The sequence below is a fragment of the Rhodonellum sp. genome, assembly GCF_030656585.1.
Classification (GTDB): Bacteria; Bacteroidota; Bacteroidia; order Cytophagales; family Cyclobacteriaceae; genus Rhodonellum; species Rhodonellum psychrophilum.
Genome location: NZ_JAUSPP010000018.1, coordinates 69,710 through 86,302, shown reverse-complemented (window position 1 = coordinate 86,302; position 16,593 = coordinate 69,710). Strand labels below are relative to the sequence as shown.

The following is a 16,593-nucleotide window of genomic DNA, read 5'->3' as shown; positions in this document are numbered from 1 at the left end:
AGAATTTCAGATTTACTGAGATCAACAAGCGGAAGAAAATCTTTCTTTATCCGAGGTCGATTCAATAATCACCTTCCTTGGGCATTTTCAAATTGAAGACCTCGGCCAAACATCATTTTGATTCCATTTATAAAATCAATCCCATGGATCTGAAAAAAATCATAAAATTCAAAATCGGCAGCGAGGATTGGGAAATGCCCTTGGGGGTAATTCTCCTTTTGCTGGGGATTACCTTTGTCTTGGTCTTTGGTGGTGCTTATTTGGGCTTTAAATTCGGTCAGCGATAAATTGATTTTGTAGAAATTGGAGATCGATTCTTCGAACCCGTTTTATGCATACCGAACCCAATTCAAGATTGTAATTCACGGACAATCAATTAGGTCTTGACTGTTTTTGACCTTACCCTATTGGCATCAGGAATTAGCCTCCCAATAGGCTGATTTTCTTGCAGTTTCGATTCCATTTGGAAACGCAATGCATATTTAGGGTTGAATCAATCTTCAAAAATACCCCAGCCATCCTTCATTTTTTCATTCGGATCAAATCCTCGAATCCATTCCACAAATAGGGTTTTGAAATCCCGGATGGCATCCCTTAACAGTTTCAAATGCTCTTCAGCATGGGCACCTTCCAAAGCAAGCTGATAGGTCATGGTGTTCAATTCCCGGGCATTGACTTTCATGGTCACGGCATTTTCCATCTTGAGGATAAAATCAGACGTGGATTCGGCTTCGGAAAATTTGGAGCAAAGAATGGCTGCACTTTCCACCATCAACCTGCCATAAAGCGTTCTTCTTGCCTCATCCAATGAGCCCACGAGCGCATGCGTGAGTTTGATTATTTCCATTCCTTTTCTAAAAAGTGGATGCTTATGGTTTTCTTCCCGAAAATCATCTGTATCCTCATCATCCCAAGAATTTTCATCAAAATCATTCCACATCGCATTCCAGATTTTGTAGATTTAAAAAAACTTGGAAAAGCAGGGATTTGCTCCAAAGGCTTTTTGGGAGCAAATCCCTGCTTTTATTTGAAATCAAAAGAATTAGAATGGCAAAACATCATCACCACCTTCTTCTGAAAAGGTACTCACATCAGGCATGCTTGCTGATTTGCTCTCCGAAGCCGCGCCACTCTCTCCCTGCTTGTCCACTTTCCAAGCTTTGATATCAGAATACCATTTGCCATTGTATTCCCGGCTTTCCAATTCTATTCCTACATTGACTTGATTGCCTTCTTGTAAGTTGAATTGGTCAATTTTATCTCCCCAAACGGTAAAACAAACCTTTTTAGGGTAATTACCGCCCGTTTCGAGAATGTATTCCTTTTTTCTCCAAACACCATTTCTTCCATTTCCGCTTTGTTCGGCCAGTACCTGAACAATTTTTCCGTTGATTTCCATATATAAAGGTTTATGATTTTCGAACCACGAAGATAAGAAAATCAGATAAGAATAGTAAGGCTACCGCAAACACCTTTTCTCTCTACAAAAAATGAATTTATCGGATTTGCCATCTATATTGTGTAGATTATAATTTTAAACTTACTTTTTTCAAAATAATATTTCATTAAAATACGTAAAAAGTTCAATATATTCTTTTTAATCCTGCTTTTGTCAGAATATAGTTCAAAAAAAATCATATAAAGTATTGCATGAGTGTTTTTGATTCAATACATTTGAATAGACCTCAAAATATGTTTCATCCTTTAAAATTATAATATGGCCTGAACCTCTACGTTATCTTAAAGTAATTTTGTATGAGTAAAAGGATTGGTCCAAAAGACAGTGAGCTAATTGCGCAGTATAGGAATGGAAGCGAAGCTGCATTTGAAATGTTGGTGGATAAATACAAATCAAAAGTATTGACGACCATCTATTTGATAGTGAAAGACCAGGGGGTTGCTGAGGATTTGTTGCAGGATGTATTTATCAAAGTGATCTATACCTTGAATGCAGACGGATACAATGAAGAAGGAAAGTTCCAGCCTTGGTTGATGAGAATCGCCCATAACTTGGCCATTGATTACTTCAGAAAAAGCAGGCGCTATCCCACCATCATCATGGAAGATGGAGAAAGCCTATTTAACACGCTGAAGTTTGCAGAAGAAACCATTGAAGACCTCCAAATAAAAGAGGATACCCTTGCGATGATCCGGAAGTTGATAGAAGAACTCCCAGAAACCCAAAAGGAAGTCTTGATTATGCGGCATTACAATGATTTGAGTTTTCAGGAAATCGCCGAACAAACCGGGGTAAGTATCAATACCGCCTTGGGAAGAATGCGCTATGCACTGATCAACATGAGGAAAAAAATGAAACAACTAAACTTTGCCTATGACAAAATCTTTTACCCCAAATGACCTGCTTAGATATATCTATCAGGAAATGAGTGAGGGAGAGAATGAGCTGTTCGTGCAGGCCCTGCACAAAGATGAAACTTTGATGCAGGAATATTTAGGTATGCTGAGCACAATCGAGCAATTGGACCAACTCATTCTTGAACCTTCTGAAAAAGTAGTAAAGGCCATTCTCAAAAGGGCCAAATCTACGGGACTCGAAAAAGTATGATCGTTTTAGCCCTAAGGTAGACCTGAAAATCCAAAATTTTCAGGTTTTTTTTGCTTCTCGCTATCGAAAACCATCAAAAATCTCTGATTTTTCGCTCAATTCCCTTGACGAAATCTTCACCTTTGCAGAAATCACACTCCCAAAATCTGCAAGGTGTTGCTCCAAAAAATATTTCCAAAAAGCAACATGCTCCTTAAAACAGAAAAGAAACTTTGTTGAAAAACGATTTTCCGACATTGAGGTTATAATAATAAAAATCCAAATGCTTATTTGCCGGCAACGATGGTAAATTACACCCAGAAAGAGCCCCTCCAAAAAATGCTAAAGAAAGAAAGATACGCTGCCTTTATTCAACACTTTTCAGAAAACATGCCCGTCGCGGAGACGGAACTGGCTTATGAAACCCCTTTCCAGCTTCTGGTAGCGGTCGTCCTCAGCGCACAGTGTACGGACAAAAGGATCAACATCGTCACTCCGCCCCTCTTTAGGGATTTTCCCAGTCCGGAACATTTGGCAACAGCCGATTTTGATGAACTTTTCCCCTATATAAAATCCGTATCCTACCCCAGCAACAAAACCAAACACCTTCTTGGATTGGGCAAGATGTTGGTCGAAAAATTCCAAAGCGAAATCCCTTCCACCGTGGATGAATTGACCCAACTCCCGGGAGTCGGCAGAAAAACCGCCAACGTCATCACTTCGGTCATCTGGAATCAACCCAACATGGCGGTGGATACCCACGTATTTCGCGTGTCCAAAAGACTGGGACTCGTGCCCATGAATGCCAAAACTCCTTATGAGGTTGAAAAGCAGCTTGTCAAACATCTCCCCAAACAACACATCCATGTTGCCCATCATTGGTTGATTCTTCATGGCCGCTACACCTGTTTGGCAAGGAGCCCAAAGTGCCATGAATGCCAATTGACCCATTTTTGCAGGTATTACGAAAAAAATGTAGCCAAAGATTCCGCGGCGAAAACCGTTTGATTCCTTTCTTCTTCCAGACATGTGCGGTATCAACCTCCTGATCAATCCAAGCCTAAATGGTGAAGCCAGCATCCAAAAAATGATGCAGGCAACCGCGCATCGGGGACCGGATGCTTCGGGTTTCGAAAGATTGGCGGAGAATGTTTTTTTGGCCGGAAACAGATTGAAAATTCTGGATTTGACAGATGCTTCCAACCAACCTTTTTGGTCACAGGACAAAAACGCTGTATTGGTTTGGAACGGGGCCTTGTACAATTATGAGGAACTCAAAAATGAATTGTCGGAATTGGGTTATACTTTTCGCACCGAATCGGATTCGGAAGTATTGCTCTATTGGCTGATGGCCTTTGGTACAAAAAAAATCGCTTCCCTTAAAGGCATGTTTGCCTTTGTCTATGCAAACATTCAAACCCATGAACTCCTTGTCGCAAGGGATCCATCAGGACAAAAACCTCTCTATAGTTACCATTCAGGGAGTTTTTGGGCTTTTTCCTCAGAAAGCAAGGGGATTTTGGCGGCTTTGGACAAAACCCCTTCCATAGACGAAAATCAATTTTTTCCGTATTTTCATGCACGCCATTCCTTTCCCGACAAAACTTTTTATCGGAGAATCCACCAGGTCTTGCCCGGCCATGGCATGGTGTGGAACTGGAAAACCTCCACATCCAGCCCTTTTCAATGGGACTACCCGATTGAAAAACAAACGGATTTTCATCAAGCCAAATTCGAAACACTATTAAAGAACGCTGTCCGGAAGCATTTTCATGCCGAAAGACCGGTTGGGATGGTGCTCAGTGGCGGTGCTGACAGTAGTTTGTTGTATGCGCTTTGGCATGAGCAATCGGGGATTGCACTGCCCACTTACACGGCCACATTTGATCAGGCGCTCCAACACAAATACGAGGACCCCATTTTTGCCAACAAGCTTGTCCAGAAATATCCGGCAGACCACCATGAAATAAAAATCGACGTAGGGACCGTGATGGAAAATTGGCCGGCATACATCGAAAGTCTCGACCAACCCATCGGAGACAGTGCAGGATTTCTGACTTGGATGATTGCAAAGAAAGCGAAAGAAAAGGTCAACATTTTGATATCCGGAGCGGGTGCCGACGAATTGTTTGGGGGCTACAACCGCCACAAAGCCTTGAAAAATTACCTCAAAAACCCAAAGGCATTTCTTTGGTTGAAGAAATTTTACCAATGGATTCCAATGCCATTGGCTTTGGAAAAAATGCTCAAGGCCATCGCAGAAACACCTGAACAGACTTTTGTCAATTTTTCCACGCTTTTCCCGCTTCCCAAAGATTCACTAAGCCTTTTCAAGCCTTGGTATACCCAGTCCAATGCTCCTTTCAAAAACGCATTGGAATTTGACCGGACCTTCTACCTCGTCAATGATGTGCTCAAAGTCCATGACAATTCCTGCATGGCCCATGCGATTGAGGGTAGATCGCCCTATTTGGACCATGATCTGGTCGTCTTCAGCAAAAGTATGCCCGAAAATCTCCATCTTGAATTGGAGGGAAAAGCTTGGATAAAAGGAGCTTTGGAAGATCGGGGATTGGGTTTTATTGCCAACAGGAAAAAACTCGGTTTCGGTTTGCCGCTGCAGGAATGGTTTCAAAAAGAGCCGGATTTCCGAGAATGGGTTTTCGGGCCGATTCGGGAGATGGCCGTAACATGGGGGGAAATTCTTCCACCTGAAATGCTTAAATTGGCACGTTGTCCAGAAAACGCAAAAACAGCGCATTTCCTGTTGATTTGGAATCTTTTCCTTTTGGCATCCTGGTTAAATCCAAAAGATGCAATAGATTTCCCAATTGGTGTTGAAACTGAAAGAAAATCAGACTATTGGGAGGATCAGGTCTAGCACCGATTTGGCAAAATCAAAAACAGCAAACAATTGACTGATTATCAAACAATTTAAGGTTGGAATAGAATCGGTAAAGCACAACACGGGCTAAAGCAGCAAAACGAATGAGAATCATCTATGTCCACCAGTATTTTTTGACCCCGCAACAAGGAGGAGCCATCCGCTCCTATCACTTGGCCAAGGGGATGGTGGATGCCGGTATAGAGGTGGAAATGATCACTTCACACAACCAAGACTACTATGATTTCAAAATGATCCAGGGCATCAAGGTGCATTACCTTCCAGTGGCATATGCCCAAGGATTTGGGACAATCAGAAGGATCTGGTCATTTCTCAAGTTCGTAAGCTTGGCCAAGCAATGGGTCAAAAAACTTCCCAGAGCAGATTTGCTTTACATAAGCTCCACTCCCCTCACTACGGGATGGATCGGAATGTGGGCAAAAAAGAAATTTGCCCTGCCGTATATTTTTGAGGTGCGGGATCTTTGGCCCGAGGCGCCGATACAAGTCGGTGTGATCCGGAATCCCTTGCTCCAAAAATGGCTCTATCGCATGGAGTCCAACATCTACAAACATGCCCTGAAAATCGTAGCCCTTTCCCCGGGTATCGCCAATTATATTCGTGAAAAATCACCTGAAGCCCACATTTCCATTATTCCAAATTTCTCAGATTTGGAATTTTTTCAAGCTACCTCAAAAGACCCAAAAATTCTGAGAGAATACGGGTTAAAAGCGGTATTCACCATTTGTTACACAGGCGCGATCGGCAAGGTCAATGCGGTGGATACTTTGTTGGATATTGCCAAAATAGCCCAGGAAAAAAAGAAAACCTATCAGTTTGTGGTGATGGGCGAAGGCTCCCACCTGAAAGCATTGGCCCAAAAAGCAGCTGATTTGGGCTTGTCAAATTTTTATCTTATCCCCTTCGGCAACAAAGAAAAAGTCAGGGATTTGCTATCGATCTCGGACATGGCTTTTATTTCCTTTGGCCAGCAGCCTGTGTTGAGGACCAACAGCCCCAATAAGTTTTTTGATGCTTTGGCTGCCGGAAAATCAATTCTGGTCAACCATAAAGGTTGGGTCCATGATTTGGTAAAAGCCAATGCGCTCGGATTATATGCATCGCCATCCAAACCTTTGGAAGCATTCCAAAAACTCGATGAACTGGCCCAAAACCCTGAACGACTATTGAGTTTCCAAGCCAATGCCCGAAAATTGGCCGTCAATCATTTTTCAAAGGAATTGGCTGTGAGAAAAATGCTGGTGGTGCTGGATCCGGAAAAATTCGGGGGAGAATTTAGGGACGGGGCTTATATCCTGATTGCCTGAAAATCCGGTCCGTATCCGTATCCGACATCAACTCATCCAGAGAAACGGAATTGTTGAATCGATAATCATCCACGATATTCCAACCCAACCAGCGTCCGATTCTTCCGGGCGCATCCGGACTGATTTCGTCTGTGGCAGGTGCTTCTCCGGTGTATTTTCTGATGACAAAGGGATTGGTTTCGAAGAGCAATTCATTCTCGACAAAGTGTGCCCAAATCAACTCTTCATTGTCAAAACAAGCCCTCACTTCCTTTTGGCTGTAGCCAATGATATAATCGTCGGCAGTACAAGGCAGCATCATCTTGGTGAAATGAAAGGCTTTTCCGTAGTAAATCATTTCCGATAAGAGCGTGTTTTGCTTTAAATCGGTTTTGTTGAAACGGGAAGAAATTGCTGTGACAATCATGGGGATTAAATAGTCCCTTTCATACCGCTTGGTGATATAATTGGGCAAATCCGGCGGTTGAAAACGATGCGCGGCCGGTAAAAAGTAATCCAATCCAATGACAATGATGTCCTCGTGAACCAATAAGTCCAAGCTGAATCCGCTGACGAAAGTGTACACCTTCGGCACCTTGAACTCGGGGAAATAATACCGAATGTACTTGAAGGCATTGAGCAACTCAGTTTCCAAATCGGAGATGTCTTCATAATTCTTTTTGACCTCTGTGTAAAGTTCTATCATCAAGGTGTCTTGATGTATTGCAAAGAGTTCGGTGGCCAAAACCTCCTTGGATTCATAAAGTTTTGCCTGCAAATAAAGATCGGTGAACTCCGGATATTCCTCCAACAGAAAAAGCAAATCCTCCGGTTTTTCGGCTTGGAAAAATTGATCTTCCAATCTTTCGATTTTCAGTTCAATATTTTCCTTCAATATTTCAGGGTCCAAACTACATGCTTCCTCCTTTTTCTTACAGGAAAAAAGGAGTATTCCCACAATAAGACAAATAACCGCTGAACGTAATTTCTGCATCTTCACTATTTTATTACCTTGTTTCCAAAACCAAATCTACAAGAAAACAGCCAAATTGATGTTGTTTTTTCCCATTCGAGACGCTGTCAAATTTCCCATTACACCAAACAATCAAATTTATTGGCTTAATCGACCCATTTTAACCCCATTCCATCACACTTGAACTGCCCTCCAAGCTGTGTTTATCCCAGAATTCCTGGGACAGCTTCCAAGTCGATCCTCTTTGGACTTTTCAAAACTGAAACTTTCCCTTACCCTGATTTTTTGGGTATAAACTGAGCAACAAAATGTAAATCAAAAGGGTAAATCCGACCACAAAATGCCATAAATAAAGGCCTAAAAATTATAAACCATTGATGGTCAGGTGTTATTCCCCAAAAAACAAACGATTTTTTTATTTCCAAAAGGGCGTTTTTCAGTTACATTTAAAGGCAGTTCATTTACATTTTTTGCTTTTTTCAACACAAGCAATAACCAATCACCCTCGGATCTGGTTTAGCTAATGTTCCACAATTAAACTAAACCAATATATACTATGAAAAAATTCATGATTTCAAACTTCAGTAGAATAATTCCGATGACGGCGTTGGCCGCCACCTTTGGTTTCTATTCCTGTGGAGATGATGATCCGACACCTCCGATCCCCGAGCCAAATATTGTGGAAGTAGCCGCTGCAAATGCCAGCTTTACAACATTGGTTACTGCAGTACAAACTGCAGGATTGGTAACAACATTATCCGGAACAGGTCCTTTTACTGTCTTTGCCCCAACCAACGAAGCCTTCGGTAGATTTTTGACTGACAATAATCTCACTGCAAATCAGCTGTTGGCCGCAGACAATTTAGATGACATTCTTACTTATCATGTCTTGGCAGGTGAGGTACCCGCTTCAGTAGTTACCGCTGGAAAAAAAACCACTGTTGCAACAACTCCATTTTACGTGAGCGTGGCGCCAAACAATGATATTTGGATCAATGGAAATTCCAAAATCATCCAAACGGATGTCAATGCTTCCAATGGAGTGATACACGTTTTGGATTATGTCATCACTGCACCCACTCAAAATATTGCTGAGATCGCAGTTGCTGCTTCTACTGCTGCCGCGCCACAATTTACGCAACTGGTGGCTGCATTGACTCGTGCCAATTTGGTGAGTGCTTTCACTGGTGGATTTGATGATAACTTTACTGTTTTCGCTCCCACTGATGCTGCTTTTGCAGATTTATACGTTGCCTTGGGTGTTTCTGGGATCAATGAAGTTGATTTGGAAACCTTAACAGCGGTATTGCAATATCACGTGGTACCTGCAAGAGCATTTTCTCAGGACCTTAGACAAGGAGCATCTTTGCCAACATTGCTTACTGGTTCTAATCTCACAGTAGATCTTGCCAATCTTCAAATTAATGATTCAGGTCTTGTACCGACAGCATTGAATATTCATGGTACAAATGGTGTCATCCATGCCATAGACAAGGTTTTGTTGCCAGGTTAATTTGATATTGATAAATTCCAAAAGGGGTAGACGGTTAAGTTTACCCCTTTTTTTATGCTATTTCCGGAAAAATTTTTGAATAAGGCATTGTGGCCAAGCCTTTTTTTCTCTGATCTCTTCGTACCACTAAGTCCTTGCTAGGACCACAAAGGGGCAGCGCAATGAAATCTTCGTTGCGGAAGATTTTACAATAAGGGCGAAGAGTTTTTCGCAAAGGTATGATTGTAGATTGACCAGGATTGCAAATATCGAACAGCAACACAGAAGCCCCATAGCTTATTTAGGGCTTTTCAATACTATTTCCTTTAGATTATTGTTGTGTCATTGGTGGTTAAATGGATAATCAACTCGGTCATCAAAGGATAAACTGCGTAGAAAACCAGTTCGGAAAGACAAGCATTACTAAAAAAACATTATTTTGTATCAAAATAAATATGGACAAGCGATTTACCCACATTATTCAACTTATTAAGCAATCTCGGACGATTGCTCTTAAAGCCGTAAATTCTGAATTGATTAACCTTTATTGGAACATCGGAGAATATTTAACCAATAAGATTGAACTAGCCGAATGGGGCGACGCTGTGGTGACTGAATTAGCAAAACACATTCAACAAAACGAACCCGAAATAAAAGGCTTTTCCGACAAGAATATTTGGAGAATGAAGCAGTTTTACGAGACATACAAGGACTTTCCAAAACTCTCAACACTGTTGAGAGAAATAAGTTGGTCTCATAATTTGGCGATATTTTCAAGATGCAAAACCGTTGAAGAACGAGAGTTTTATTTGAAACTAGCCAAACAAGAAAGTTACAGTTTCCGAGAACTCGAACGACAAATATCTGCTAGCCTTTTCGAGCGCACTTTGATAGGAAACTCAAAACTCTCAGCAGTGCTGAAAGAAAGTAACTTCGACATCACAAACACATTCAAAGACGGCTATGTGTTAGAATTTCTAAACCTGACGGAGCCACATAGTGAAAGTGAGTTACAAAGTGGACTTGTAGGACAAATGAAAAACTTCATACTTGAACTTGGCAAGGACTTTTTGTTCATAGATAAAGAATACAAGCTACAAGTTGGTAATAGCGACTTTTTTATTGACTTGCTTTTTTATCATCGTGGACTGCAATGCTTGGTGGCATTTGAACTCAAAGCCGACAAGTTTAAGCCTGACCACTTAGGACAACTGAATTTTTATTTAGAAGCATTAGACCGAGATGTTAAGAAAACGAATGAAAATCCAAGTATTGGAATTTTGTTGTGTAAGGACAAAGACAGTGAAGTTGTTGAATATGCTTTAAGCAGAAGCCTATCCCCCACTATGGTTTCAGAGTACAAAACCCAACTACCTGACAAGAAACTTTTACAACAAAAACTACACGAACTGTTTGACAATGAAACAAACGAGAATTAGAATTACTGTTGCTTATCAAGGCGCTGTAAAATAATTTAAAGATGTTTCTTTAATTTTCATTAGCGAAAAGAGGGGTCGAAGGGTCCTCGGAGAAAAGACAGGAAAAGTAACTGGAGTTTCCTGGTTGGTTGGGTTGAATTTTTTCTTTGACCAGGATTACAAATCCTGATTATCTGAAGTACGGGATTGCAAACCTCGAACAGCGGGATAATTTCCGAAGATTAAAATACACGCTTAAGATTTTCACCTTCGTTACGCGATTGAAAAAACCACCTCTCAACAAAAGCTATAGGCTTGGTTCAAATCTTAACACCGCAATTCATTGTTAAGCGGCAGGACGAAAATCGACCCCTATCACAAAGCTTCTCAATTATCCCTCCCCAAAACTGGGATTGGGAAATAAATCATACTTTTGCCTTAAGCCAACAGGGAACGAGCAAAAACCATCAGTGATTTGAAATCTTATGGGCTCCAATCACGTTCCATTTTGGAAGACCAAATTTCGAAAAATGAAAAACAGACGACGCTTCTTCCTTCAATCTCTCCTTTGGGCTTCCCTCGCAGTAATGGTAGTCGGTTCCTGCAATGGCGGATTTGACCTTCCCCCCACGACTGAGCAAAACATGATCGCCACGGCGGCAGAAAATCCGGAACTCAGCACCTTCCTCTTCGCCATCAACAAAGCCGGATTGACCAATGCATTGTCCACCCAAGGGCCATTCACCGTTTTTGCACCATCTAACCAGGCTTTTTTAGAGTCCCAATTGAACCTCAATTTGATGACCGCTGATTCCCTCCAGGACATTCCGGTCTATCATGTATTATCCGGAAGATATTTGACATCCCTGTTAGAAAGAGACTCCATTCCAACATTTTCACCGGACAACTACCTGTTTTTTCGGGGGCAAAATAACAGGATAAGCATCAATGAAAACACAAAGATCACCACCGCCAACATCGAAGCGACTAATGGAGTAATCCACATTGTGGATCGGGTATTGATTGCTGAACAAAATTGATTAAGACCAGACCTTTGGTTTCTTTTTTATCCAAAATTTTATTTCTTTCTTGAACGCGTGAAAAACAAATTGATCAACGGTTGGGCATTTTTCAGGTACCTGAACAAAAAAAAACTATCCAATTACATTCTTTTATTCGCCTCTTTTCACCTTAGCCGATGGACCAAAAAACCCATCATTTGGGGGTATCCAAGCACACTTTCGATAGAGCCGACTACGAGCTGCAATCTTCGCTGTCCAGAATGTCCAAGTGGACTGCGCAGTTTTACCAGACCGACCGGCATGCTGAGCAACACCTTATTCAGGTCCATCATTGACCAATCGGGAGATTACCTCAGCTACCTCCACCTCTACTTTCAGGGAGAACCGTACCTGCATCCGGAATTTTTGGATATGGTCAAATACGCAGACCAGAAAGGGATTTTTACCGCCACCTCCACCAATGCCCATTACCTCAATGCCGAAAATGTCCACAAAACCCTTGATTCTGGACTTCGACAGTTGATCGTCTCCATGGATGGCATCACTCAGGAAGTGTATCAGGATTATCGAATCGGAGGAAAACTCCAAAAAGTCAAAGATGGACTGGCGCTTTTGGTCCAAACCCGGAAGGAAAGGGACTTGAAATTTCCAAGAATCATCCTCCAGTTTTTGGTCACGGGAAAAAACGAACACCAAATCCCGGAACTACATGGTTTTGCGGCGGCACTCGGGGTGGATGAGGTCCAATTGAAAACCACCCAAATCTATGGTTTCGAAATGGGATCTGAATTGATTCCCAAAAACCCGGAATATTCCCGTTATCTCCCTTCCGGAAACGGGACCTGGAAACTCAAGAAAGAAATCGAAAACAAATGTTGGCGGATGTGGCAAGGTGCCGTGGTCACTTGGGATGGCAAGATCGTCCCCTGCTGCTTTGACAAAGATGGCAGCCATGTCATGGGCAAAATCGGGGAGGCAACACTTCAGGAAGTCTGGAAATCTCCCCAATACAATGCCTTCCGGCGGCAACTTCTGGAAGATCGTCAGCAAATCGAAATGTGCAAAAACTGCTCGGAGTAATCTTGAATTCCACCATATAGAAATCACCGCTATTTCATTACAGCTTGGAATAGTTATCTTTACGCTAGTTTACTGATATTTCACAGCGAATCAACACCTTTTAAGCGCTTCTTTTTTCAAGTTTCCTTGAAAAGGGAAAAGCTGAAATCTGAAAAAACACAGAGAATTACCCATGAATTTTCAAATAAAAATGACTTTAAAAACATGCTGGTCGGTACTATTGCTGTCCCTTGTTTTGTTTTTTGCAGTTCCGCCGACGGCTCACTCCCAGTCGATGGCGGATATCGCCAATATCAAGGTGGATGAGCTCTCGGATGAACAAATCAAGGAATTGGTCCGACGGGCAAATGAAGCCGGTTTGTCCGAATCAGAGTTGCTACAAATGGCTCAGGTAAGGGGGGTTCCCGCCACGGAAGTCGAAAAACTTAGAATCCGTCTCGAAAAGTTATCCTTGACTGGATCTGGGACCAGATCCACTGCAACCGCTTCCAAAAGGGAGCCAAGAAGTCAGGCAGATCTCAACTTCATCGCCCAAGACATTCTTAAATTCCAACCTGATTTTAGTGGAGTGAAAGATGAGATCTCCGCAGTTTTCGGCTCCAATCTTTTTTACAACAAAAACAGGAGATTGTCATTTGAACCCAACCTGAACATGGCCACGCCAAAAAATTATGTGGTCGGACCGGGTGACATGCTGTACATCGATGTCTATGGACAATCCGAGCAATATTATGAAGCCACGGTAAATCCAGACGGATTTCTTTTATTGGACAATATCGGTCCGGTGAGTGTTTCAGGAAAGACCATAGAAGAATCCACGGGAATCATCAGAAACAGGCTTTCCACGTATTACTCGGGCCTTCGTGGCGCCAACCCCAATACTTTTCTTCAGGTGACTCTGGGAAATGTCCGGACGATAAAAGTGCATTTGGTGGGTGAACTGAGACTTCCAGGCACTTTTACGCTGAGCGCTTTCAGCTCGGTGTTCAATGCACTTTATGCAGCAGGCGGCCCAAATGACAATGGCACCATGCGAAACATCAAAGTCATCCGGGATGGCAAAATGGTTTCGACAATCGATATCTACACTTTCTTGGTAGAAGGAATCGCCAGCCTGGACTTCCAACTTCGGGATCAGGACGTGATTTTGGTCGAACCCTTTATTTCCAGGGTTTCCGTGATCGGGGAAGTCAAAAGGCCGAAGATTTTTGAGGTGAAGGAAAACGAAAACTTTGATCAACTGCTGAAATATGCAGGTGGATTCACGGATGAGGCCTTTCGAGACCGAATCAATGTCACGCGGATCACAGGAAAAGAGCGGGCGGTTTCAGACATTTACCAAAATCAATTTGCCATCTTCTCCGTAAAAGGCGGTGACCAATATACCGTAGGAAAAGTACTCAACCGCTTCGCCAATCGGGTTCAGATCAAAGGCGCTGTATTTAGGGAAGGCAATTACGCCTTGACCGAAGGCCTCACCTTGGTCCAATTGATCCGAAATGCCGATGGGGTCCGTGGAGAAGCCAATCTGGAACGCGCGAGTATCCTCCGGACAAATGAAGACCTCAGCACGGAAGTACTTTCCGTCAATCTTAGAAACATCCTCAATGGCAGCCAATCAGACATTTCCCTTCAGCGGGAAGATGTGGTTCGGGTGTCAAGCATCTACGACCTCAAGGAGGAAATTTATGTGCAGGTAACGGGTGAAGTAAGGAATCCCGGAACCTATCCCTACTCCAGCGAAATGACCGTAGAGGACCTGATTGTCCTTGCCGGAGGCTTAAGGGAAGCTGCCAATATCAATGACATTGAAATCGCCAGAAGATTGGTAAATCCAGAAGTAGGCGCTTTCTCAGAACTGGTGCCTGTGCAAATCAATGCAGATCTTTCCCTACGCGCAAACCCCATTGCAATGGCGCCTTTTGACAATTTGATCATCCGGAGAAAACCGAATTTCACCTTGGAAAAATTGATCCAGGTCGAAGGACAAATCAATTCCCCGGGGGTGTTTGCCGTGAAGTCTGCCCAGGAAAGGATTTCAGATGTTATTCGAAGAGCGGGAGGTTTGACAGCTTTCGCCTATCCCAAAGGGGCAACCTTGATCCGGAGAACGGAATTTTACGAAACAGAATCCGAACAAATCCGGAGACAGAGAAACCTTTCAGACCTCCAGCAAAAAATGCTTCTGGACCCCAACAATACCGAAGCCCAGGAATTGCTGCTCGCACGTTTGTTTCAAGACCTCGGAAAAACCCCAGCGCTTGATGCCATGGAAACTGCTTCCGCCTCTCAATCCAAGAGAGACGCCATCACGGGAATATCCGAAACCAAAAGCAATCTTTCTCCCATTAAAATCAAACAAACGGAAGCCGTCGCCATCGATTTGGAGTCCATACTCAAAAATCCGGGATCTGAATACGATCTTATCTTGGAAGAGGGCGACATTATTTCCATTCCTAGACAACTCCAAACCGTCAGAATGCGGGGAGATGTCGTGTATCCAACCACCGTGCGGCATGAATCTGCCAGGGGAATGAAGTATTATATCAACCAATCGGGCGGTTTTGACAACCGCGCCAATCGCAAGCGGACTTATGTCGTCTATGCAAACGGGGAAGTTGCCCGGACAAAAAGTTTTCTTGGCTTGCGGGTTTTCCCCGGTGTCGAGCCTGGCGCTGAAGTGATCGTGCCGACCAAAGGACCCAGAATCCCGCTTCGACCGGGAGAATTGGTAGGAATTTCCACTGGATTGGCAACCCTGCTCCTGATCTCTTCCCAAATCAACTGGTAATCAGCATGGCAAATCAAGAACATATATTGGACGATAAAATCACGTTTAGGGAGGTTATCCTGCGCATTCGGAATTGGGTCAGGTTTTTTGTAGGTCAGTGGAAATTGATATTCTTGGCTGGAGTGCTCGGAATTGGAGTGGGATATTTGGTTTCAAAGTTCAAGAAGCCCGTCTACATTGCCGAAACCTCTTTTGTATTGGAGGAATCGGATGCCTCAGGACTTGGGCAAATGTCAGGTTTGGCCTCTTTGGTGGGTGTCAATCTCGGCTCCTTGGGCAGTTCCAGCGGTTTGTTTCAAGGGGACAACATCATGGAGCTCTACCGCTCGGACAACATGATGGGCAAAACCCTGTTGAGCCCTTTCGATTCAAGTCAATTGCTCATCGACCGATTCATCACCTTCAACAAGCTGGATCAAAAATGGAAAAACAAGGTGGATTTCAGTGCGATCGATTTTTCAATTGATCGCGAAAAATTCAGCATCACCCAGGATTCAGTCGTCAAAGAGGTCTCTAAACTTATCCGCAAAAGCCAACTTGCCGTTGACAAACCAAACCGGAAGCTCACCATCATCCAGGTAAACATTTCTTCCAAAGATGAAGCTTTCGCAAAGGTCTTCAATGAGGCCTTGGTGGAGAATGTCAACAGTTTTTATCTGGAAACCAAAACCAAGAAAACCGCTGAGAATCTAAGGATTTTGCAGTCGCAGGCCGACAGTGTTAGGGTGATCCTGGACGGAAGCCTTACCGCTTACGCGAGCAGCACGGATCGAATCCCAAATCCAAACCCCTTGCTCCAAGCGGGCATCGTGGATGCCAAGAAAAAACAGGTGGATGTGCAGGCATCTTCTGCCATCTATTCAGAAATCGTCAAAAATCTGGAAATCGCCAAGGTCAACCATAGAAACAATTCGCCATTGATCCAGCTCATCGACTCCCCGAGATATCCATTGACCCGTTCGGAAATCCGACCACTCAAAGGGATGGTTTTGGGAGGACTATTTGCGGGGATCTTGATGGTGATTTTTCTGTATGTTACCGCGCTCTATCGCATTCACATCAAAGCATCTTGATGGGCCTG

15 protein-coding genes are annotated in these 16,593 nt (G+C 43.1%); 12 read left to right on the top strand and 3 right to left on the bottom strand.

What is annotated here, in order from left to right:
* Positions 1-143 precede the first annotated feature (143 nt).
* Complete coding sequence (locus Q7J63_RS03915) at positions 144-287, top strand: hypothetical protein (RefSeq protein WP_169368202.1); 144 nt, start codon at positions 144-146, stop codon at positions 285-287.
* 206 nt (positions 288-493) lie between these two features.
* Here the strand turns inward: Q7J63_RS03915 and Q7J63_RS03910 are convergent, their stop codons facing one another.
* The gene (locus tag Q7J63_RS03910) at positions 494-940 is read right to left on the bottom strand and encodes a hypothetical protein (RefSeq protein ID WP_304884109.1); all 447 of its coding nucleotides are present in this window, start codon (positions 938-940) and stop codon (positions 494-496) included.
* A gap of 102 nt (positions 941-1,042) precedes the next feature.
* Complete coding sequence (locus Q7J63_RS03905) at positions 1,043-1,399, bottom strand: DUF3127 domain-containing protein (RefSeq protein WP_304884107.1); 357 nt, start codon at positions 1,397-1,399, stop codon at positions 1,043-1,045.
* Positions 1,400-1,755: 356 nt separating this feature from the next.
* On the opposite strand from Q7J63_RS03905, the gene Q7J63_RS03900 reads away from it, so the two are divergent.
* From Q7J63_RS03900 to Q7J63_RS03880, 5 genes are all read left to right on the top strand, one after another.
* On the top strand, positions 1,756-2,358 hold the full coding sequence (locus Q7J63_RS03900; protein WP_019596426.1) for an RNA polymerase sigma factor: 603 nt from the start codon (positions 1,756-1,758) through the stop codon (positions 2,356-2,358).
* On the top strand, positions 2,333-2,566 hold the full coding sequence (locus Q7J63_RS03895) for a hypothetical protein (protein WP_019596425.1): 234 nt from the start codon (positions 2,333-2,335) through the stop codon (positions 2,564-2,566). Before Q7J63_RS03900 ends, Q7J63_RS03895 begins: the two co-directional genes overlap by 26 nt.
* A 318-nt stretch (positions 2,567-2,884) precedes the next feature.
* Positions 2,885-3,553 (top strand): endonuclease III, encoded by a 669-nt coding sequence (nth, locus tag Q7J63_RS03890; RefSeq protein WP_304884105.1) that lies wholly within the window; start codon positions 2,885-2,887, stop codon positions 3,551-3,553.
* A gap of 19 nt (positions 3,554-3,572) precedes the next feature.
* The gene (asnB, locus tag Q7J63_RS03885) at positions 3,573-5,426 is read left to right on the top strand and encodes an asparagine synthase (glutamine-hydrolyzing) (protein WP_304884103.1); all 1,854 of its coding nucleotides are present in this window, start codon (positions 3,573-3,575) and stop codon (positions 5,424-5,426) included.
* A 107-nt stretch (positions 5,427-5,533) separates the two neighbouring features.
* Positions 5,534-6,757 carry a glycosyltransferase family 4 protein gene (locus tag Q7J63_RS03880; protein WP_304884102.1) on the top strand — a complete coding sequence of 408 codons (1,224 nt, stop codon included), beginning with the start codon at positions 5,534-5,536 and terminating at the stop codon, positions 6,755-6,757.
* Here Q7J63_RS03880 and gldB read toward each other — a convergent pair.
* Entirely contained in the window at positions 6,726-7,730 is a 1,005-nt protein-coding gene (gene gldB / locus Q7J63_RS03875; protein WP_304884100.1) for a gliding motility lipoprotein GldB, read from the bottom strand. The two genes, Q7J63_RS03880 and gldB, sit on opposite strands and share 32 nt — an antisense overlap.
* Positions 7,731-8,265: 535 nt before the next feature.
* Here gldB and Q7J63_RS03870 point away from each other — a divergent pair.
* From Q7J63_RS03870 to Q7J63_RS03845, 6 genes are all read left to right on the top strand, one after another.
* Positions 8,266-9,222, top strand: coding sequence for a fasciclin domain-containing protein (locus tag Q7J63_RS03870; protein ID WP_370691863.1), 957 nt, complete (start codon positions 8,266-8,268; stop codon positions 9,220-9,222).
* A gap of 335 nt (positions 9,223-9,557) precedes the next feature.
* Entirely contained in the window at positions 9,558-10,640 is a 1,083-nt protein-coding gene (locus Q7J63_RS03865; RefSeq protein ID WP_019596417.1) for a YhcG family protein, read from the top strand.
* 509 nt (positions 10,641-11,149) lie between these two features.
* Positions 11,150-11,659 carry a fasciclin domain-containing protein gene (locus tag Q7J63_RS03860; RefSeq protein WP_304884097.1) on the top strand — a complete coding sequence of 170 codons (510 nt, stop codon included), beginning with the start codon at positions 11,150-11,152 and terminating at the stop codon, positions 11,657-11,659.
* Positions 11,660-11,716: 57 nt separating this feature from the next.
* Positions 11,717-12,721: a radical SAM/SPASM domain-containing protein gene (locus Q7J63_RS03855; protein ID WP_304884096.1), complete on the top strand. Its 1,005-nt coding sequence runs from the start codon at positions 11,717-11,719 to the stop codon at positions 12,719-12,721.
* 274 nt (positions 12,722-12,995) lie between these two features.
* The gene (locus Q7J63_RS03850; RefSeq protein WP_304884226.1) at positions 12,996-15,512 is read left to right on the top strand and encodes an SLBB domain-containing protein; all 2,517 of its coding nucleotides are present in this window, start codon (positions 12,996-12,998) and stop codon (positions 15,510-15,512) included.
* Between the two features lie 5 nt (positions 15,513-15,517).
* Positions 15,518-16,585 carry an exopolysaccharide biosynthesis protein gene (locus Q7J63_RS03845; RefSeq protein ID WP_304884094.1) on the top strand — a complete coding sequence of 356 codons (1,068 nt, stop codon included), beginning with the start codon at positions 15,518-15,520 and terminating at the stop codon, positions 16,583-16,585.
* Positions 16,586-16,593: the final 8 nt, after the last annotated feature.